This window comes from Anaerocolumna sp. MB42-C2 (assembly GCF_030913705.1).
GTDB lineage: Bacteria > Bacillota > Clostridia > Lachnospirales > Lachnospiraceae > Anaerocolumna.
Genome location: NZ_CP133190.1, coordinates 686,802 through 707,087 on the forward strand (window position 1 = coordinate 686,802; position 20,286 = coordinate 707,087).

Genomic DNA, 20,286 nt, shown 5'->3' on the forward strand with positions numbered 1-20,286 from the left:
CTTTATGTTTCAATTTAATACAATTCCAAAAGCCTTGGAAGCTTTACGAAAAGGTGAAATCATTCTTGTTACGGATGATGAAAACCGTGAAAATGAAGGTGATTTTATCTGTGCTGCTGAATATGCCACGACAGAAAACATTAATTTTATGGCGATTCACGGTAAAGGTTTAATCTGCATGCCAATGAGTGAAGAAATATGCACACGCCTGCGGTTTCCTCAGATGGTATCAAATAATACCGAGAAGCATACAACGTCTTTTACCGTATCAATTGACCATGTGGATACCACGACCGGTATCTCCGCAGCTGAACGAAGCATCACCGCTCTTAAAGTGGTGGACGATAACGCTAAACCGGAGGATTTCCGCCGTCCAGGACATATGTTCCCTCTTCTGGCAAGGAAGAATGGAGTTTTAGAGCGTGATGGTCATACGGAAGCTACCGTAGATTTGATGCGTCTTGCAGGTCTGAAAGAGTGTGGTCTTTGTTGTGAAATTATGCGGGAAGATGGGTACATGATGCGGACTCCTGAGTTAACCTTGCTAGCGCAAAAGTGGAATATGAAGTTTATAACTATCAAGGCATTACAGGATTATCGAAAGAAATTTGATAATCTGGTAGAGCGTGTTGCAAGCCCTTTACTTCCAACTTCTTATGGTAATTTTCGCGCTTATGGTTATAGGAACAAAATAAACGGCGAACATCATGTAGCTTTAGTAAAAGGCGATATCGGTGAAGGACAAGCGGTTTTGTGCAGGGTTCATTCCGAATGCCTGACCGGTGATGTATTCCATTCCTCTCGTTGCGACTGCGGTGAACAATTAGCTCAGGCCCTGAAGATGATTGAACAAGAAGGACGTGGAGTTCTTCTATATATGCGACAGGAAGGAAGAGGTATTGGTTTACTGAATAAATTAAAAGCTTATGAGCTTCAAAGTCAAGGAATGGATACTGTAGAAGCAAACATTGCACTTGGTTTTGAAGAGGATTTGCGAGAGTATTATATCGGTGCACAAATACTTCATGATTTGGGAGTAAAAACCATGCGACTAATTACAAATAATCCCGATAAGGTATATCAGCTTTCCGATTTTGGTATTGAAATTACTGAGCGTGTGCCGGTGGAAATTGAAGCAAATGAACATGATGAACATTATTTAAGGACAAAACAATCAAAAATGGGGCATTTTTTAAATTTAAAATAAAGGAGTAACTATTATTATGAAAACTTATGAAGGAAAATTAGTATCAAAGGACATTAAAATTGGCATCGTTGCTGCAAGATTTAATGAATTTATTACATCCAAACTACTTGGAGGTGCCGTGGATGCTCTGGTTAGACATGAAGTGAACGAGGACAATATTGAAGTTGCCTGGGTTCCTGGAGCCTTTGAAATTCCGCTTATCGCTTCAAAGATGGCAAAAAGTAAAAAATATGATGCAATTATTTGTCTTGGGGCCGTCATCCGCGGGAGCACAACTCATTATGACTATGTTTGTAGTGAAGTATCCAAAGGGATTGCCCATGTGTCCTTAAACAGCGACATACCTGTAATGTTCGGAGTCCTTACAACCGAAAACATTGAACAGGCGATTGAACGCGCCGGAAGCAAAGCCGGTAATAAAGGATTTGACTCTGCAGTCGGAGCCATTGAAATGGTAAATCTTATTAGGAATATCGGAAGTAATGACTAATTTCCTTTTTGATTATGATGGTACCCTCCACAACAGCATAAAAATATATGCTCCTGCATTTCGTACAGCTTATACTTATCTTATAGAAAATGGTTTTGCTGACTCTAAGGAATTTACAGACCAGGAAATCTCCTATTGGCTTGGATTTACTGCTGATGATATGTGGAAGATTTTTTTACCCAACCTACCAGAGGAAGAGAAAAAGAAATGCAGTGCTATGATTGGTAAAGAAATGATACGTCTTGTTAATAATGGTATGGCAGAACTTTACCCTCAGGCTGAAAATATATTGCAGAAATTGAAAGACCTTGGTTATAACCTGATATTTCTAAGTAACTGTAAACGTGCTTATATGGAAGCTAACATCCGTCAATTTCGTCTTGACCGTTTCTTCTCTGCCTTTTACTGTTCAGAAGATTTTGGATTCATCCCCAAGCATGAAATTTTTATAACTATTAAAGAAAACTGTTCAGGTGATTATATCGTGATTGGCGATAGATTTCAAGATATGGAAATATCAGAAATGCATAATTTACAATCAATTGGATGTTTTTATGGATATGGGTCATCTAATGAATTACAACATGCAACTTATCGAATTAATAATTTATCAGATATTTTACTGTTCTTTTAAAAATATTTAAATCATTAGTATGACTTCCTCTGAGCCCCCACAAAAATACATTATGTATGCAAGCCGGATGTCCGAAATGGGTAAAAAAACAGACCTGAGACGGGGCGGTTTAATGCCCTATCTAGGTCTGAAATTTTTATTATTCTGCGATGTTTTCGCATTATTTTCTATTATGTCTACGAGGATAAACGAGGTTGCCTTTTGGTTATTGAGGTTTACCCGGCGACATAGTAGTTTTCAGAACATAATATCATTATATATAATTTACAGCCAAGCTTCAATAATATTGCTATAAAGCGGTTTTCATCAAAGCTCATACGGCGTCACCTGATATACATAATAATTCAGCCAATTTGTATACATCGCATTGGCATGGGCGCGCCAGATTAGATTTGGTCTTAGGTCATCCTTGTTATCGGGGTAATAATTTTTAGGCACTTGAATTTCTAATCCTTTTCCCTTATCCCGTTTGTATTCTTTATCTAAGGTTATCCTGTCATATTCCGGATGCCCCATAACAAATATCCGCTTACCCTCTTTAGCTGTTACGATAAATACACCTGCTTCATCGGACTCCGCTAATATGGTCAATTCGGGATTATTAATAATATCTTCTCTTGAAACGGTTGTATGCCTAGAGTGGGGTGCATAAAAAACATCATCAAAGCCACGGACAAACGGCACTTTGCGGTTTAAAACCTGATGAAGGAAAACTCCGAACATCTTCTCTTCCAAAGGTATTTTATGAATTCCGTAATGATAATAAAGGCCGGCCTGGGCTCCCCAACAGATATGAAGGGTGGAGGTAACATTTGTTTTTGACCAATCCATGATTTCCACTAATTCATCCCAGTAATCCACTTCTTCAAATTCCATTTGTTCTACCGGGGCTCCGGTTATAATGAGCCCATCAAACTTTTGATTCTTAACCTCTGCATAAGTTAAATAAAACTGATCCAGGTGGCTGGCTGCCGTATTTTTTCCCACATAGGAACCGGTTGTCAAAAAGGTGACATCAACCTGTAACGGAGTGTTAGATAAACTGCGCAGCAACTGAACTTCCGTATCTTCCTTCAAAGGCATCAGATTTAATATTGCTATACGAAGCGGACGTATATCCTGGTGCATAGCTCTGGTTTCATCCATGATAAATATATTTTCATCTTCTAATATTTTTTTAGCAGGTAAATCACTTTGTACCTTAATAGGCATATTATCACCATCTTTTCTACTATTTTTTAACTGCCCAACACTTCGGCAGTATTACTTTCATATTATTTAATATATACAAGATATAAATTATTTCCTTTAGCAACTTCCTATATAGGAATTATTACTTACTTCGAAAATAACGAGAGAATGCTTTGTATTCTTCTAAAAATCAGATTTATACTTATTGTCTCATTAATATTAAGAACAACATTTATTTCTCGTCAGATATTATCAGGGTACAAAAAAGCTATCCTCCTTTACTTATAATTTCAAGGACGATAGCATATATGCTTCGTGATACCACCTTAATTTATCTATATCTCACAATACAGACCTCTGCAAGTACGGAATTCGCTTCGATACTCTGATGCTATAATGGGCACTCCCATCGCAGCCTATACAAAAAATGTAGTCGGTGCGCAGCTCCAAGACCATCTTCTGCAATGTATTCTGTGCTTATTCTCACCATTAAAGCTCTCTGTTACATATTCCACTGCTTACTTTTCTTTTCATAGCCTTTATTTATTTTATAATCTTATACTATAATATTTTTATTAAAAAGTCAATCTTACAATCATTATCACAGCAGATAATTATTAGTATTATGTTATTGTTCACTCCCCTGCAAAAAGCAGCAGTTCCGTGAAAAATAACACGCTTGCGCGATGCACACAAAACGAGAAAGCAGCGTTCCTGCGCTGCAATTCTCCGGTTTTCTGTGACAATACGCTCACATAAAACATGTCGCGTTTGTTGACTGGGAAAGTGACAAAATTATCTGCTATACACAGTATCTCTAAATATTTATTTTTAACTTTAAACTCAATCTAAAATCTAATTATATAATTGCATTAAAAATTACATTTATTAATATCTTTATCAATAATTAATTATCGTACTTATTACATTCTGTACCTCTTATATGATTAAGATATTATCTGTATATATCGGCTATACTTTTTAATTATTCTTTTATTATTTTTATAATAGATTATTCATTATTATACAACATTATTCTTTGATCATTTGTATAAACTCTTCTTCAGTTATAACTGGGATTCCAAGTTCTTTTGCTTTTTTATTTTTCGAAGAATTCGAAAGATTATCGTTATTGATTAAGTAGTCGGTTTTGGCAGTGACAGAACCTGTTACCTTTCCGCCTTTTTGCTCAATCACTTCCTTTAGTTCATTTCGGTTGGTATAGTGTTCTACCGAACCGGTAATTACAAAGGTCTTACCCTCTAGCTTTTTTGCATTTTCTTCAGATACTTCAGATTGTTCAAACTGTATTTCCTTTAATAAATCATCAATCATAATCTGATTGCTTTCGTTTCTGAAAAATTCGATAAAAGCATCTGCTATAACACCGCCTATGCCGGGTATCGTTAACAGTCTTTCTCTCTCTGCATTTCTTATCTCTTCAAATTTATTTTTATATTCTTTACAGATTAACTTTGCATTGGATAAACCGATATTCTGAATTCCTAAACTGTATAAAAATTTGGCTGTAGTGGTAGATCTTGCTTTTTCAACGGAAGCAATAAGATTCTTATAGGATTTATCGCCAAAGCCCTCCATTGTGACAATCTCATCCTTATATTTCTTTAAATGAAACAAATCCGCTAATTCATGAATCATTCCCTTTGCAATAAATTTCTCAATAGTTGCTTCCGATAATCCCTCCATATTCATTGCATCCCGGCTTACAAAATGGGTAAAGGATTTGATTTTCTTCGCCAGGCATTCTGAATTGGTACAGAATAAAGCTTTCACATCATTTACCTTTTTTACCTGAGCCGGATGGGAACAGACGGGACAGACCTCCGGTATATCTATATGTCCGCTTCTGGTTAAATTGTCCGCAATCTGCGGTATAATCATATTGGCTTTATAAACCTGTATGGTATCTCCGATTCCAAGTTCTAAAGCTTCCATTATGCTGATATTATGAATACTGGCACGGCTTACCGTAGTTCCCTCCAATTCCACCGGATCAAATACGGCTATAGGATTGATAAGGCCGGTTCTGGATGCACTCCATTCTATCTCCTTTAAAGTTGTTTCCCGAATCTCGTCCACCCATTTAAATGCAATGGAATCCCTTGGGAATTTGGCTGTAGTTCCGAGAGAGATTCCATAACTTATGTTATCATAAGTTAATACCAGGCCATCGGATGGAAAATCATTTTTTGCCACATGCTCGGCAAACCATCTGACTGTCTCTTCCAGATTATCTTCCGTAACACTTTTATTTTCAACAATATCAAATCCCAAGCTTTTAAGCCAAAGCAGCTGTTTCTTTCTGGAATTATGAAATTCCACCTCTCCTGCCGTACTAACTAAACCAAAGGCGAAAAAATGTACCTTTCTGCTTGCCGTAATTTCATTATTTAATTGCCTTACACTTCCGCTGCAAAGATTTCTGGGATTCTTATATTTTGCTTCCACATCTGCTATTTCCTCATTAATCTTTTCGAAATCAGAATATTTGATTACTGCTTCTCCACGTAGCACCATATCTCCCTTATAAGCAACATTAAGAGGTATATTTTTAAACACCTTGGCGTTATTCGTAATAACTTCTCCATATTCACCATTTCCTCTGGTAACAGCACTGAATAATTTACCCTCTTTATAAGTCAATACGATTGTAAGTCCGTCCAGTTTCCAGGATAACAGGCCCTCTTGCCTACCAAGCCATTCCTGTAACGTCGGAACCTCTTTTGTTTTATCCAGGGATAACATAGGTTTTTCATGTCTAACCTTTGGCAGTTCACTTAAAATCTCATAACCAACATGTATGGACGGACTGTTTGATAAAACAATTCCGGTTTCCTTTTCTAACTCCAATAACTGGTCATACAGAGCATCATACTCAAAATTAGTCATGATTTCCCTGTTTTCCTGATAATAAGTCTTACCGGCTTCATTTAAACGATTGACCAGTTCTTTTATTTGCTCCATTTTATCTTCCATTTTAATACCTATTGCATAACACATCTTGTTTAGCAGACGTGTTACTGCCACACAATAAAATGTGAAACTAAGTTTCACAAAGTAAACAAATCATTATGTGGCATACCTTTCCTATCAATTTTCTTTCACTATTACAAAAAGGAACTGGCTAATAGTTTCTATTTTTCTTTTCGTAATGAGGTGACATGGCAGCTTATAGCAGCCACAAATGGCACATAATCCCGGATTATTATTTATTTCCACGCGAAGAGCTTTTGAATGATTTATTGAAAGTCTTTGTTTTTGGTTTGAATGAATTACTGCCTGAACCGCTGTTGCCCTTTGTATGATTAAACTTATTTCTTGTATTACCTTTTTCATTATCTTTAGTATAAACCTTACTATTATCTTTTGCATAAACTTTAGCATTATCTTTTACACTATCTTTTGAATAACTTTTACTATTACCTTTTATATTATTTTTCTGCAGATTTTTCTTATAAATAATCTCTTTATCATCTGATTCTCTATTTAATTTGGTTACAACTAATTCTTTACCATTTGTGATTTTTTTATTAAAGTCTTTATTATTAGTGCTTTTATCCTTTGTACTTCTATTATTTATAGTTTTATTATTTGTAGTTTTATTATTTGCATTTTTATTACTTACGCTATTCTTAGATATATCTTTTTTAGTTTTTCCCTGTTTAACTGCAGTAAATGCCTCATTTTTTCCATATGAATTATTGAATGTTTTAAAATGTTTTACCTTTGAATTTTTATCGTTGTTATCAACCGATGTCTCTTCTAATGAATTCCATACATCATCCGGAGTATTAACAGAATTGCTGATTAATTCATTTAATCCGGCAATTTCTTTCTCCGTAACATTACGATATCCACCTATCTGCATATATCCTAAATTTATATTCATGATTCTGATTCTTTTCAGTGCTAATACCTTATAATCAAAATATTCGCACATTCTTCTTATCTGCCGGTTTAACCCCTGGGTCAGTATAATTTGAAAAGTAAATTTATCTAAAGCTTTTATTTGACAGGGGCGGGTAACCGTATCTAAAATAGGTACCCCACTTTCCATTCCTTTTAGAAATTCCGATGTAATTGCTTTATTTAGTGTTACTATATATTCCTTTTCATGATTATTGCCTGCACGTAATATTTTATTAACGATATCACCGTCATTCGTAAGTAGAATTAATCCCTCTGAGTCTTTATCAAGTCTTCCTATCGGGTATATTCTCTTGGGATATTGAATAAAATCTATGATATTATCTTTCTCTCTTTTGTCTGTAGTACAGACGATTCCTCTCGGTTTATTAAATGCAATAAGAACCAGTGATTCATCTTTATTCACTGGTTTCCCATCTAATAAAATAACCTGGCCTTTTTTTACTTTAGACCCCATAACAGCTGTTATTCCATCTATTGTAATCTTACCTTCCGCGATATATTTATCGGCTTCTCTTCGGGAACACACACCTGCATCACTTAAGTACTTATTTAATCTGATATCCGTATCATTTGAAATAGTTTCAATTAATTTTTTTGTCCTTTTGGCCATATCCGTTCCTTCTCTGCGTTTTTAACGCCTGTACAAATCTTATAAGTAGTTTGTACACTTCTTAAATATTATAACAGCACTCAATAAAAAGTACAAGCGAAAGCTTACGTTTAAGGAGATAAATCAAATGTATGTTCGTATAGATTCCACACTTCGCTTTAGCGCAAAAGAACGAAAACTAAATATTGAGTGAGACAAAAAAATCTATCCCAATTGATATTGGGATAGACAACTATACGGTAATCTCGATCAGTATTAGCAAAACATAATAAAAATTTAACTTCTCATTACTAACAGGATAGATTAATTATTCATTGTTACATTTTTAGCAGACTCTTCAAGTTTCGAATAGAATTCATGCAACTCTTTATCATCTGCTACTACTTTCTGTAATTTATCATTAACGTCATAAATTAAATTCATTACCTCATCTGATTCACGCACTTCATCCAGATATTGCTTGGTTGCATTATTAATTTCACCTAAATAAATATAAGGCTCACCCTTTTCATTCATTTTTACATAGAATTCGTTCATGGCCGGTGCAAGTGCTTTAATGCTGGTAAATTTAACTTCATGGTATGCATAAACTATATAAGAACCTTCCTCAGGTCCTTTCTTTGTATAACAGGTTACGTTCTTATAACCTTCTATATACTTGGTTTTTCTTGCTATATCTTTCAAATCTATATAACTTACATCATTAACTAATGGTTTGAATTTATTAATTTTTTTACTTAACTTAGCGTTCAAATAGTTTTTAATCAATGTATTGATTTCTTTATGAGCATTCTTTTCCAAAGGACCCGCTTGATTCGACGCCTCATCGTCCTTAGTTTCCGGTACTTCTGTCGGTGTCGGTGTAACTGATGGTAATATAGAAGCAGCTTTCAAGGAAGCTTTACTTATATCCTCTGTCTCTATACTAGCTTTAACTTTAACCGCATCATCGCTTGAATTTTCTACTACTGTAGTGCTTTTATCTGATGGTCTGGAAATAGAAAAAGTAACTAATCCGATTCCCATTGTACACATAGTAATCATTACTACCAATTTTTTATATTTAAGTTTCATTGTAATCTCCTTTATTTAATCAACAGAGCCTTTTCAATTATCTATTTCCTATAATAACAAATTTTTGAAAAAAATGCAATACTATGTTTTTTCTTTTTCGTAATATATTTAATAATTATGTAATAATTATTGGAAGTTTATGTCAAATGGGCAAGATATTTTTTAAAATTTTTAAAATTTTAAAAAATATCTTGCCCATTTTCAATTTTTCATGTACAATGTGTCTATGCATCTATAGCTCAGTGGATAGAGCAGAAGCTTCCGAAGCTTCGTGTCGGGGGTTCGAGTCCCTTTAGGTGCATTTTTTGTTGCCAGGAAACAGGATGTGAATATGCCTGAAAGTATTGATTTTTCTGGATTTATACAGCATGAACAACTGCTCTATAAAATCCATTTCTACCGTTACGGTTCATTTTGGTTCGTTTAAAATCGTTTGTTTTGTAATCTTTTTATAATCAGATTTATATAACATCTAATAACTCTAAAGCCTGTGCTTTCTGATCTTTAATGATATGAATATACTTATTATAAGTTAAATTTATATCACTATGGCCAAGAATTTCGGATACCACCTTAATATCTATTTTACCTGTTGATAAAGCCATAGATCCCATGGTATGTCTTAAACTATGTATACTGTGATGTTTATAATCATCACCCATTCCCTTTTTTAATACCCTATCAAGTGTTCTTTGTAAATTTCTCTCATTTACCATGGCACCTTTGTCATTAGATACTACAAGATTAGTCTGAATATTATAATATTGATTATAATCCTGAATTTGTTTTAAAGCGTTAATAGCCGTATTGTTCAGCGGAATATATCTATCACCGTTAATTGTTTTAGTATCTGTGATGATTACTTTAGTTTTATTTTCAATGTCATTTTCATCCCTGTTTTTAATAATACTAACACTCTTACTAACATGAAGTACTTTTTTATCAAAGTCAATATCACTAAATTCTAGAGCAAGAACTCCTCCACATCTTAATCCAGTATTTAATATTAAAACAAAAACCGGAGCATGTTTATGTTTTCTCGATTTTTTACACATTACATCATTAGTGATATCTTTAATAACACTAACTTCTTTATCTGTTAATATATCTATTTTTTTAGTCTTTTATAGCCATTGAATTCTGTCTGGGCAATATTACTGCGTCACATGGATTTTTATGAATAACGCCAACCAAAACAGCATGTTTAAAACATGGTCTTAATAATTCAATTATTTTCTTAACACTAGAATATGATAAAGATTTACTCATTTTATTAATAAGTTTCTGTATATCATTTGACGTAATATTACCCATTTGATAGTATCCTATAGAGTCTTTTACATAATTATTGAATACACTTTCAAGCCTATCATAGGATGCCGGTTTCAATGAATAGAATTTATAAGCTTTTAACCACCTCTCTATATATTCTGCAACAGTTAGTTTTGATACCTCATTAATACCCTTTGCTATTTCTTTCTTATACTCTTTTAACTTACGTTTACATTCTGGTTCGGTTTTTCCGTATAATGCTTTTATTTTAGGCTTTCCGTCAAGCGTTTTACCTATCTGTATACGTTTACCGGCGTTTTTATTAAACCATTCCTGCATTTGTGCATCGGTAGTTACCCACTGCTTACCAATTTTAACTACAGGTAATAAACCGGAATTTAACACCTGTGACATCTTTGTTTTGCCAAACCCAAACATCACTTGTAAATCCTTACTATTTAAAATCTTTAATTCTTTCTCCATTAACCCAATCCTTTCTTAAATATAATGCATAAAAATAAGAGGACATTGCTGCCCCCCTTATGCCACTTCTAATTTTAATAAGCGTTGTTCTAATTCTTCTAATTTATTTTGTAACTGTTCATTTTCTGCTTTTAACTTTTGTACCTCATATACTGTCATAGTAGTCAATTCTTCATTGCCTCTGCTTGTTCCGCAATTTTATTAGCTGTATGCCTCCCTGCTCCAATTGTTGCTATGAAATTCTCCTTAGTCATTGTAATAGCTTCTTCATCTCTGATTCATATCTTTTATGTCCTAGCCCATCCTCCTGGATAACTCTGAGATATTTGTCCCATTTGCTTTTTGTATATCAGCTTCACTGTACTTATAATAGGATTATTCTGCACCGGTTTTGGTGCGATAAGTTATTCTCTCCATCTTCACGCTCCCTTACTATAAAGACAGGGTAATCATTCCTACGATTACCCTGCTTCATGCACCAGTTCTTCCGTTACTGTTATCATTTGTTCATATTCTTCCCGAATCATTTGCAGCTGCTTTTCCGTAACCGGTGAGTTTTGCTGCTCAACCGGTAGATGTTCGATCCATTTCTCGGCTACCTTACTGCCGTACACAATCCCTAATGTTCGTTCAAAAATCTTTGTTTTCTGTCCATTTTCAATCGAGCTATCACTTAGGATTTTACTTGTAAATTCGATTAGCATTTCGTTATACTTGTTTTCATTATCGAAGAATTGTTCAACATATTCCTCCTGCAGGCTCTCATAAGCTGCTTCCTGCAAATGTTCCATTTCCTTTTCTTCAATCAGTTCATCCACTGCTTTATAAACTTCACTGTGGTTTTGAGCTGCAACGGTATCATCCATTTCTCTGGCTTTATGCAGCACTTCCCATAGAGCATCAACGATTGCCTCTTTCTTTTGATCAATGGGTAAATCCTGTAGTTCTTCTTCCATGGAATAATAGATTTCCTCGATTGCATCCTTAAGTTCGTAAACTGCTTCTTTTTCAGTATCTATGGTATCTGACCCATCCTGATATTTCGCACCGATGTCTGCTGTTTCTGTATGTATTCCTTTATTTTCTCTCTCATAAACGATATTTCTCTCAAGTAAAGATATAATGCTGTAGTATAAGTTACGTAAATGGAGTTTAATACTATCCAGGATTCGGTTGATGGTTAATGTCATCCGTATTGCATGAATATCTTTTGCGGTGTAATTACCACTACTTAAGTTCTTCATCTCATACATATCATTCTGCAGACCAAGACGTAATTCTTTCATAACCTCATGGTCCAGATTACTGTAAGCATAAATGGCAACCGCCTCTGCTGTTAGTCCGTTTATGTAACCCAGACGGATTTCTCTGGCCTGCTCTGTGCTGAAGATGAACTGATTATTTTTATCTTTAAAAACCTCCAGACTAATACCATTTTGTAAGGCAAGTCGCATTTCCTTCATATATTCCGCACTGAGCCGGGGTGAATTTATTTCACCTGCATTTATTCCGCGGCTAATTGCTAACTTCAATTGATGCATCTGCTCCGGATTTAAATCCGGATTATCATATTCTGAAACATCAATACCCCAGCGATAACCGGATAAAATTTCTGATAGCTGCTCCTTGGACATTGTTTTCTTTTTGGCTTGTTTTTCAGCCGTTATCTCTGGTACAGCTTCTGAATAAACTTCCTGCGCACCGTTAACCGTTGCCGTATTCTCACCTGTCCCGGCTTCAATTGGACTACTCTCTTCCTCTGCATTCAAATCAGGTTCAAGAATATTTTCAGCAAATAACTTATTCGGTATTATCTGCCTGTCTTCTGTAAAAGCTATCATTTCTTCCAATGCTTCCTGCCTGTTATAGCCCTGTACTTTCATAGCCAATCCAATGATATCCTCATTACGGATTCCCTGCGTATTCCAATCCCATGTATTGGTCTGGTTATAGATAATCAATCCCTCATATCTTTTATCAGCAATAACAGCAAATTTACCACTATGCAGTTCTTTCACCGGAAGTCCTAATACCTTTAAATATTCCACGATTGGTATTTCTTTTACGACTCGGAACTCCTGATTGTTCCTTGCCATCCGGTCGGAAGATACCTCTCTATCTTCCTGGTTCTGTTCGTTCAGTTCCTCTAAATAAGCTCTGTTATATTCCTCCGCAGATAAATACTCCGCCCTCTCTTCTAACAGAATACTCATTGCCTCTTTCCAATCCGTATTCTCAACCTTTGCTACGAAGCGTATGGTATTACCATAATTATTTTCTTCCTCTTCACTGTCGGTTTTCCAGGAGTTATTTTCCTTGTATACGGTTATTACACTGGTTTCCGTATCTGCTATTCTGGCTACATTCTGATCTTCATACAATACTTCAATATTATTTTTGTAGGCATAATCCAGAATACTGACACTGTTGGCAATGTCCACTTTGGAGATTTGATTCTCCTCTTTTTTTGACCTGCTGTTGCTTTTGTCCATTTGCTTCCTCCTTTTTATATAAAAAAAGAACAGTAATTTTTACTGTTCCGGTTTCGGGTTACCAATTAAAATTTAAAATCTTTATTTGAATTAATCCGGTTAAGATATAGGAGCTTCTTTATCCCTGAGTGCAACTTTTTTATAATGAATCCGATTAGTTCAAACAGAATGTCCAATAAACACACCCCTATCCACACGATTCCTCCCAAAAGCGGTACCACAGTTAATGCTGCAAGCTTCCATAAGATAAGGTTATCCAGTTCATTAAATTTCCACATCAAAATATAAGGAATTAATCCTATGACAATAAATAAAATACCTGTAACAAGATTACTTAAATGATAAAATACATTTGCTATTTTTTTAGGAAGTTTTTCTTTTACTAAATCATAAAGGTACAGAAGCATGAAGCAACCTATGATTCCATAATAAATTCTGAATAACTCTCCTCTTATTAATTCCATTCTTCAACTCCTCTGTGCGCTTTTCTTATGGCTCTAGCTCATAATCTTCACTCTGTTCAGCCTGATAGTTCCTGAACTCGTTTGTGGTATTGGCCAGATTCTTAATTTCTGTTTCCATATCTTCATCCGCCAGTACCTCATCTTTTTTATCAATTTCAAGCATCTGATTTAATACCATCTGGCGGTTGATCTTGGCCTGTAATTCTTCCTCATATTGAAAAACCTTGTTGCAGTTACTCTTTGCTTCCTTTAAATTCTCCTTTGCAATCTCTAATCGTTCCTTAAAGTTTTCCAACTTATCTTCAAGACCATTGATTAGATTCTCTAATCTGCTTATATTTCCAAGGCCGCTGGTACCAATCTCCAGACTGTATGTTGTATTGCCCTCAACACTGATATAGCTCCTCATATGTACTGTTTCGGAAGTTATGGAACACAAACGAAATCCCCGGTACACACCAATCTCTTTTGGTATTTCACTCATAGTCATAATAGCCAGTAAGGTTTCGCCAGCTCTGGCCCGTTCCATATAAACAGCTCCCTGCAGGTTGATTAAAAATGAATCTTCGCTGATCGGCTGAGAATCCCTAAGTTCAATATCTTTTTGTGTAATTCTTATTTTCTCTTTATATTCGTCAATCTGAGCGGGATAAACTTTATGGACTCCTTCTTCATATTTATATTTCTCATTCAGGAAACCTGCCATAAGCATCTTTAACCTTGCCACTTCCGTATCAATATCCATCTTTTCTTTAATATATGGATTACCGGTTGCCAGTGCTTTCACTTCGGCATAGGACAATACAGTTTCATCAATATCCTCACAGGTACGCTCCACAAACTTATTGGTCATAATCTGTGAAATAAATTTCTGTTTCTGTTCCACCAACTGCCAGTTATAAGCGTCAAAGGTATTTTTTGTAACATAGCGGTAAATGGCGATTTCCTCATTCATATTTCCCTGCCGCAATCCACGGCCGCTTCTCTGTTCCAGATCGGCAGGCCTCCAGGGGCAATCCAGATCATGTAAGGCAACCAGTCTTTTCTGAATATTCACTCCGGTTCCCATCTTTGGCGTACTGCCTATTATAATTCTTTTAGTACCGTTTCTTAAATCTTCAAAAAGCCTTTCTCTTTGTTTTTCCGTATTCGCATCATGGATAAAACAGATTTCATTCTCCGGTATCCCAAAGCGTATTAACTCTTCCTTTATGTAATTATAAACAGACCATCTTCCGTCCTTATTCGGTGTGCCTACATCACAGAAAATAATTTGTGTTCCTTTGACAGGAGTACTGTTACGGTATTCTTCATAGACATTTTCAATACATTGATTCACTTTACTGTCAGGTTCATTTGGTGCGGCGGGATCCAGGAGCCGTGGATCTGTTCCCAATAATCTGGCTTCATTTGTAATCTTAAGCATATTGTCGATATAAGGTTTTACTTCTCCATTACGAATCGCTTCGGCTCTTTCCGCAAATATCTTCATGACCTCACTGGTGTATTCACCCGGTTCTGAAACCACGATATTATATTTACCGTTCTTTAACTTTGGAACCGGCAGATTCAGCATATCCGGAAGCTGTACATCTGCTATCTCACGAAACATAGTCATTAATTCCGGAAGATTGGTAAATCTGGCAAATCGGTTTTTAAAGCGGTAGCCGGTTCCCTCCGGTGCCAGCTCAAGGGAAGAGATTACTTCCCCGAAATTGGCAGCCCAGGCATCAAAATGTTCAATTCCTTTTTCTTTCAAGATTTGATTCTGCAAATATCGCTGCATGACATAGAGCTCCGTCATGGAATTCGATACCGGAGTTCCTGTGGCGAACACAACACCCCTGCCGCCGTTGATTTCCTGTATGTACTGGCATTTCATCAGCATATCCGTAGACTTTTTTGCCTTACTGGTGGATATGCCCGCTACATTTCGCATCTTGGAAAATACCGCACAATTTTTATAATAATGGGCTTCATCAACAAATAAGGTGTCAATTCCTAGTTCTTCAAAACATATCACATTGTCTCTGTTACTGTCTCTTAAGGAAAGCAGTTCAGTTTCCAGGCTCTTTTTAAACTTCTCCATCTGTTTTACCGACCAGTTCTCTCCATTATCCTCTTTAATCCGTTCAATAGCTGCCTCTGCCTGATTTATCTGTTCCTCAATCATTGCCTGCTCTCTTTCCGGAGATATAGGTATTTTCTCAAACTGGGTATGTCCGATTATAATAGCATCGTATTCTCCCGTTGCGATTTTACTGATAAACGTCTTGCGGTTTAACGGCTCAAAATCCGCCTTGGTTGCCACAAGTATATTTGCCGCCGGATAAAGCTTAATAAAATCATTACCAATCTTCTCTGTTAAATGGTTTGGTACACACAGCATAGACTTGCTGGCCAGTCCAACTCTTTTTAATTCCATGGCGCTGGCAATCATTTCATAAGTTTTACCGGCGCCAACACAGTGTGCCAGAAGTGCATTCCCTCCGTATAGAACCCGTGCTATGGCATTTTTTTGGTGTGGACGTAATTCAATTGCAGGATTCATACCGGGAAATTGCAGGTTCGAGCCGTCATATTCCCGAAGCCTGATATTATTAAACATATCGTTGTATTTTCGAACATATTTATCTCGTCTGTTTATATCAGACCAGAACCACTCTTTAAATCTTTCCTTAATCAGGCTCTGCTTTTCTCTTGCTAGGATCGTCTCTTTCTTATTCACAACATAATAATAATTACCGTCTTCATTAACCATTCTGTCCTTTACGACCACTGTCTTTAAGTTCAGGCTGTCTTCTATAATGAGATAAGCATTCATGCGGCTGGTTCCGTAGGTCTCAGAGGCACGTAGCCGTTCTGTAACATCATAAACTTTATTCGTTACGGAATAAGCAGAAGTAAAGTTGTTATATCGGATCGCTGTCACCCTTTCATTTTCCCGTCTGTCCTTTTCCAATCGGTAGGATTTTGGTGTTTCCAGCAGTTCGTACATGAATTGATTCAGATCTTCCTCCTCAATCCAGGTGGTTCCCAGCCTGACTTCTATATCACTGGCAGTTAGGTCTTCCGGTTGTACTTTGTTTAAATCAACTACATTCGCTTCAAAAATTTGATTCGTTTTTAAATACATTTCTGCTATCCTTAGCTTTGCTCTTACATTCCCGGAAAGGTATTCATCTTCTGTTTCATACCCTGAATAAGGCGATTCTTCGTCCATTTTTTCCGGATTCAGAAAGATTTCACCTTGTAGCTCCTTTACTACCTGTTCCGGGGTTATGCCTGCAAGCCCTGCTATATAAGGAATATCAACACCGCCTTTTTCCATCATGGATACTATCAATCCCTCCCTGGCCGTCTCCACATGTTCCACTACTTTATAAGGCTTTATGGTACGCTTTGAAAAGATATCAGCTTTTGCAACCTTGTTATCTTTATCTATATACTCCAGAGATAAAAGTAAGGGATAATCTGCATCCAGTTTAAATAAAGTATTATTTTTTCCGGATAAAACACCGTACTTCTTAACAAAAGGATGATAGGTTTCTTTCAGCTTCCTCTGTAATTCCATTAATTCCTTGTCGGTACAGTTATCCAGCTGGGCATCAATGAGGACTCTGGCAGCCATACGGATATCAATCAGGCCTTTTATCTGTTCTTCTTTGGATTTAGATACTTTAACCTCCTTCATGATAGAATTTTCACGGTAATATACTTTTTCATCTCTTATAGCGTAGCAAAAATTCTTTACTAATGGATCCGCCGGAATGCTATCTGTTTCCTCTTCTTTTACTTCATCCTTTTCTTGTTCGGAACCCTGTGCAATTGGTTTATTTAACTTTCCAACTGCCTGTATATAATCTTTGATCAAGTTCTCCGGATGTTCATTTACCAGTGTGGTATATTTACTGTCTTCCCCAAACATCTTCGTATCAAACACCATTTTTCCAAGCATCCTATCCGGATGTTCTATGTAATATTGGTTTACCGGAACCTGATCTTTTGTAAATCCCGTAAACACCCATTCCGGTTCGGTTACCTGCAGCCGTTCTCTTTTCTGAAAGAAGAGAATATCGCTGGTTACTTCTGTGTTGGCTTCTTTGAAAGCCATATTCGGCAGACGGATTGCTCCGATTAAGTCCACGCGCTCAGCCAGATATTTTCTTACGGACGGATTTGCTTTATCCAGAGTTCCTTTGCTGGTTATAAAGGCGATAATCCCTCCGGTTCTTACCTGATCGATGGTTTTTGCGAAGAAATACTCGTGGATACGGAAGTTGTGCTTCTTGTAGCGTTTATCAAAAACTTTGTAATCGCCAAAAGGAATATTTCCAATGGCAGCATCGAAGAAATTATCTGGAAAGTCAGACTGCTCATAACCACAAATCCGGATATCTGCTTTCTGATATAATTGTGTGGCGATTCGACCGGAGATGCTGTCCATTTCTATACCATAAAGCTTTGTTTTACTTTCTATGGACTCCGGTATATGGGAAAAGAACCTGCCGGTCCCCAGTGATGGTTCCAAAACATTTCCTCCCTGAAATCCAAACTGATGCAGTGCCTGATAGATTCCCTGAATAATTTCAGCCGGAGTATAAAAAGCGGTAGTTGTGGATGCTCTTGCACTTTTATATTCCTCATCCGTAAGTACTCCCTTAAGTTCTACATACTCGTTAGCCCAGGTGGTGTTATTTTCATCAAAGACTGAGGCTAAACCACCCCAACCGATATACCTGTTTAAAATAATCTGCTCATCCGGTGCAGCCAGACGATTCTCTGCTTCAATCTTTTTTAATAAAGTAATCGCAGTAATATTATTCTGATACCTTGTCTTTAAACTGCCTTCCATTCCGGGATCCGGCTGATAATGATAATTCCGTCTTTCATGTGTTAACTTGGTTTCTTGTAATATCTCAGCATTATGCGATATCTTGGCATCTTGTGATATTTGTGTTTCATTATCTATTAAAACCTTATTAATACTAAAGCTTTTTGTATCGGTCTCCGCTGGTTGCTCCCTGGCCTCTCCCGGCAGGTTTTCCAAAATCTCCTGGGATTGCTCCGTACTTTTTCCCATAAAAAAAGAAGAAGTAACAAGATGTCCTTCTTCTTTTTCTGTATTCTTATTTAATTGCCCAAAATCAAGTTCTAACTGTATATCACTTCCTGCAGCACGATTTCTTCCGCCTGATCGTGAATCCTTTGCCTGTGCCGGTAAGCTTCCATGGTGTTGCCCGGGTTCCTGATCGGATCCTCTTTCAGCATTTTCTCCTGAAGCTCGTCCATCATTTCCTCGGCCCTTGTCTGAATCTTGTGCATGGTCTCCATCAGATTTCCCTCTATCATTAGCATCTGCAATTCTACCGGTTTCTCTTCCTCCCAGTATTTCATTGCCAGGTTGCCGTATTTGCTCAGAGGTTTGCAATATTCTTTGTTCTGCTCCCCTTCCACTACTGCGAACCAGATTCCGTCCCTCTCTTCGTATTCCATCTGCATCCCGTTGGGCAGTTCTTCTATCTTCCTGTCTCCGTTCATTTTCATTCTCCTTCCTCATTTCAATAGCGATTTCCTTACTGTTTAGCAATAACTCCCTTGCTGCTTTAACAGCGTAGTAACCTATGGTATGTAGGGTGGTTTCATTAATCTCTTCGGGTTTATCCGTAAAATAAGCTTTCCTAGCTTTCTCCGTAAGGCAATTACAACGATATTGTACCATATAATCAATACTCTGGAACAAAAAATCGGTCATAAGTGCATTTCTGATTTCCATATTATTCTGTTCTTTGCTAATTGCCAACTTCCATTGCTCTATTATCATATTTTCTCTGACTGCTTCAAAGGATGTATAGAACTCATTTTGATACTTCTGATTTTTTAATAAGAACCGGGAAATAAATTCTTCACTGTCTTCCTCTTTTATTTCCCATATCCAGGGTTTCTGCTCCCCGTAAAGTTGTGTGATATCAAATAAATGAGCAACGCCATGTAGATTTTTAACCAGCACCGGAATACTTTTTTCTCCACGTTTAACCTGTCTTCCAACGGACTTCCAGGCTTCATAGGTTGCCAGCTGTGTATAGCTTTTATTTTGTTCATAAGCAGTGACTAAAGTTGCAAAGTCATACTTATACATATTCCCGGCATACTGCAGAAACTCTTTCCACTTTGATGGATCCTTAAGCATGTCCGATACGGAATAGTAATAGAGCAGTTTCAGTTTTTCTAGTTTATCCATGCTTCACCTTTCTATTATTTTTTGAATCCCCTCCTTTTATAGACTCTTAATTGTTTAAGAATCTATAAAAAAAGGGGACATTGTTGAGTTAACAATATCCCTGAGTTTGTTTATATTTTCGTTATTATATTTCTAAACCCTTGTCCAGATTTCTTTCTCGCTGGTATTGATAGTTGA

General features: G+C 36.5%; 12 protein-coding genes, 1 tRNA gene and 1 other annotated feature. Of the genes, 4 read left to right on the forward strand and 9 right to left on the reverse strand.

The genetic code is table 11. The annotated features are described in order from the left end of the window. The first annotated feature begins 4 nt into the window (after window positions 1–4). The 3 genes from RBU59_RS03110 to RBU59_RS03120 are packed head-to-tail and all read left to right on the forward strand — an operon-like array spanning window position 5 to window position 2,331. Complete coding sequence (locus tag RBU59_RS03110) at window positions 5–1,207, forward strand: bifunctional 3,4-dihydroxy-2-butanone-4-phosphate synthase/GTP cyclohydrolase II (protein WP_308146425.1); 1,203 nt, start codon at window positions 5–7, stop codon at window positions 1,205–1,207. 16 nt (window positions 1,208–1,223) lie between these two features. Next, window positions 1,224–1,697, forward strand: a complete 474-nt coding sequence (gene ribH, locus RBU59_RS03115) for a 6,7-dimethyl-8-ribityllumazine synthase (protein ID WP_308146426.1) — start codon at window positions 1,224–1,226, stop codon at window positions 1,695–1,697. Further along, window positions 1,690–2,331, forward strand: coding sequence for an HAD family hydrolase (locus RBU59_RS03120; RefSeq protein ID WP_308146427.1), 642 nt, complete (start codon window positions 1,690–1,692; stop codon window positions 2,329–2,331). Before ribH ends, RBU59_RS03120 begins: the two co-directional genes overlap by 8 nt. A gap of 306 nt (window positions 2,332–2,637) precedes the next feature. Here RBU59_RS03120 and metA read toward each other — a convergent pair whose 3' ends face one another. The 4 genes from metA to RBU59_RS03140 all read right to left on the reverse strand — a co-directional run bounded on the left by metA (window position 2,638) and on the right by RBU59_RS03140 (window position 9,157). Further along, entirely contained in the window at window positions 2,638–3,543 is a 906-nt protein-coding gene (gene metA, locus RBU59_RS03125; protein WP_308146428.1) for a homoserine O-acetyltransferase MetA, read from the reverse strand. A gap of 268 nt (window positions 3,544–3,811) precedes the next feature. Next, window positions 3,812–4,065: a binding site (T-box leader), on the reverse strand. A gap of 489 nt (window positions 4,066–4,554) precedes the next feature. Continuing rightward, window positions 4,555–6,519 carry an NAD-dependent DNA ligase LigA gene (ligA, locus tag RBU59_RS03130; protein ID WP_308146429.1) on the reverse strand — a complete coding sequence of 655 codons (1,965 nt, stop codon included), beginning with the start codon at window positions 6,517–6,519 and terminating at the stop codon, window positions 4,555–4,557. A 229-nt stretch (window positions 6,520–6,748) separates the two neighbouring features. Further along, entirely contained in the window at window positions 6,749–8,083 is a 1,335-nt protein-coding gene (rluF, locus tag RBU59_RS03135; protein ID WP_308146430.1) for a 23S rRNA pseudouridine(2604) synthase RluF, read from the reverse strand. A gap of 303 nt (window positions 8,084–8,386) precedes the next feature. Beyond that, window positions 8,387–9,157 (reverse strand): hypothetical protein, encoded by a 771-nt coding sequence (locus RBU59_RS03140; RefSeq protein ID WP_308146431.1) that lies wholly within the window; start codon window positions 9,155–9,157, stop codon window positions 8,387–8,389. Between the two features lie 228 nt (window positions 9,158–9,385). Here RBU59_RS03140 and RBU59_RS03145 point away from each other — a divergent pair. Further along, window positions 9,386–9,458 (forward strand) — tRNA-Arg (locus tag RBU59_RS03145). 160 nt (window positions 9,459–9,618) lie between these two features. Here the strand turns inward: RBU59_RS03145 and RBU59_RS03150 are convergent. The 5 genes from RBU59_RS03150 to RBU59_RS03170 form a co-directional block, all read right to left on the reverse strand. Further along, complete coding sequence (locus RBU59_RS03150) at window positions 9,619–10,269, reverse strand: site-specific integrase (RefSeq protein WP_308148532.1); 651 nt, start codon at window positions 10,267–10,269, stop codon at window positions 9,619–9,621. A gap of 4 nt (window positions 10,270–10,273) precedes the next feature. Continuing rightward, entirely contained in the window at window positions 10,274–10,912 is a 639-nt protein-coding gene (locus RBU59_RS03155; RefSeq protein ID WP_308146432.1) for a hypothetical protein, read from the reverse strand. A gap of 461 nt (window positions 10,913–11,373) precedes the next feature. Further along, entirely contained in the window at window positions 11,374–13,404 is a 2,031-nt protein-coding gene (locus tag RBU59_RS03160) for a hypothetical protein (RefSeq protein WP_308146433.1), read from the reverse strand. A gap of 65 nt (window positions 13,405–13,469) precedes the next feature. Continuing rightward, complete coding sequence (locus tag RBU59_RS03165; protein WP_308146434.1) at window positions 13,470–13,868, reverse strand: hypothetical protein; 399 nt, start codon at window positions 13,866–13,868, stop codon at window positions 13,470–13,472. Window positions 13,869–13,893: 25 nt separating this feature from the next. Then, the gene (locus RBU59_RS03170; RefSeq protein WP_308146435.1) at window positions 13,894–20,109 is read right to left on the reverse strand and encodes a helicase-related protein; all 6,216 of its coding nucleotides are present in this window, start codon (window positions 20,107–20,109) and stop codon (window positions 13,894–13,896) included. Window positions 20,110–20,286: the final 177 nt, after the last annotated feature.

Bases quoted from the DNA above. Each gene is read 5' to 3' on its own strand.
- RBU59_RS03140 (WP_308146431.1), bottom strand. From the start codon at position 9,157: ATGAAACTTAAATATAAAAAATTGGTAGTAATGATTACTATGTGTACA.
- ligA (WP_308146429.1), bottom strand. From the start codon at position 6,519: ATGGAAGATAAAATGGAGCAAATAAAAGAACTGGTCAATCGTTTAAAT.
- RBU59_RS03170 (WP_308146435.1), bottom strand. From the start codon at position 20,109: ATGGATAAACTAGAAAAACTGAAACTGCTCTATTACTATTCCGTATCG.
- RBU59_RS03110 (WP_308146425.1), top strand. From the start codon at position 5: ATGTTTCAATTTAATACAATTCCAAAAGCCTTGGAAGCTTTACGAAAA.
- RBU59_RS03155 (WP_308146432.1), bottom strand. From the start codon at position 10,912: ATGGAGAAAGAATTAAAGATTTTAAATAGTAAGGATTTACAAGTGATG.
- RBU59_RS03160 (WP_308146433.1), bottom strand. From the start codon at position 13,404: ATGGACAAAAGCAACAGCAGGTCAAAAAAAGAGGAGAATCAAATCTCC.
- ribH (WP_308146426.1), top strand. From the start codon at position 1,224: ATGAAAACTTATGAAGGAAAATTAGTATCAAAGGACATTAAAATTGGC.
- metA (WP_308146428.1), bottom strand. From the start codon at position 3,543: ATGCCTATTAAGGTACAAAGTGATTTACCTGCTAAAAAAATATTAGAA.
- rluF (WP_308146430.1), bottom strand. From the start codon at position 8,083: ATGGCCAAAAGGACAAAAAAATTAATTGAAACTATTTCAAATGATACG.
- RBU59_RS03165 (WP_308146434.1), bottom strand. From the start codon at position 13,868: ATGGAATTAATAAGAGGAGAGTTATTCAGAATTTATTATGGAATCATA.
- RBU59_RS03120 (WP_308146427.1), top strand. From the start codon at position 1,690: ATGACTAATTTCCTTTTTGATTATGATGGTACCCTCCACAACAGCATA.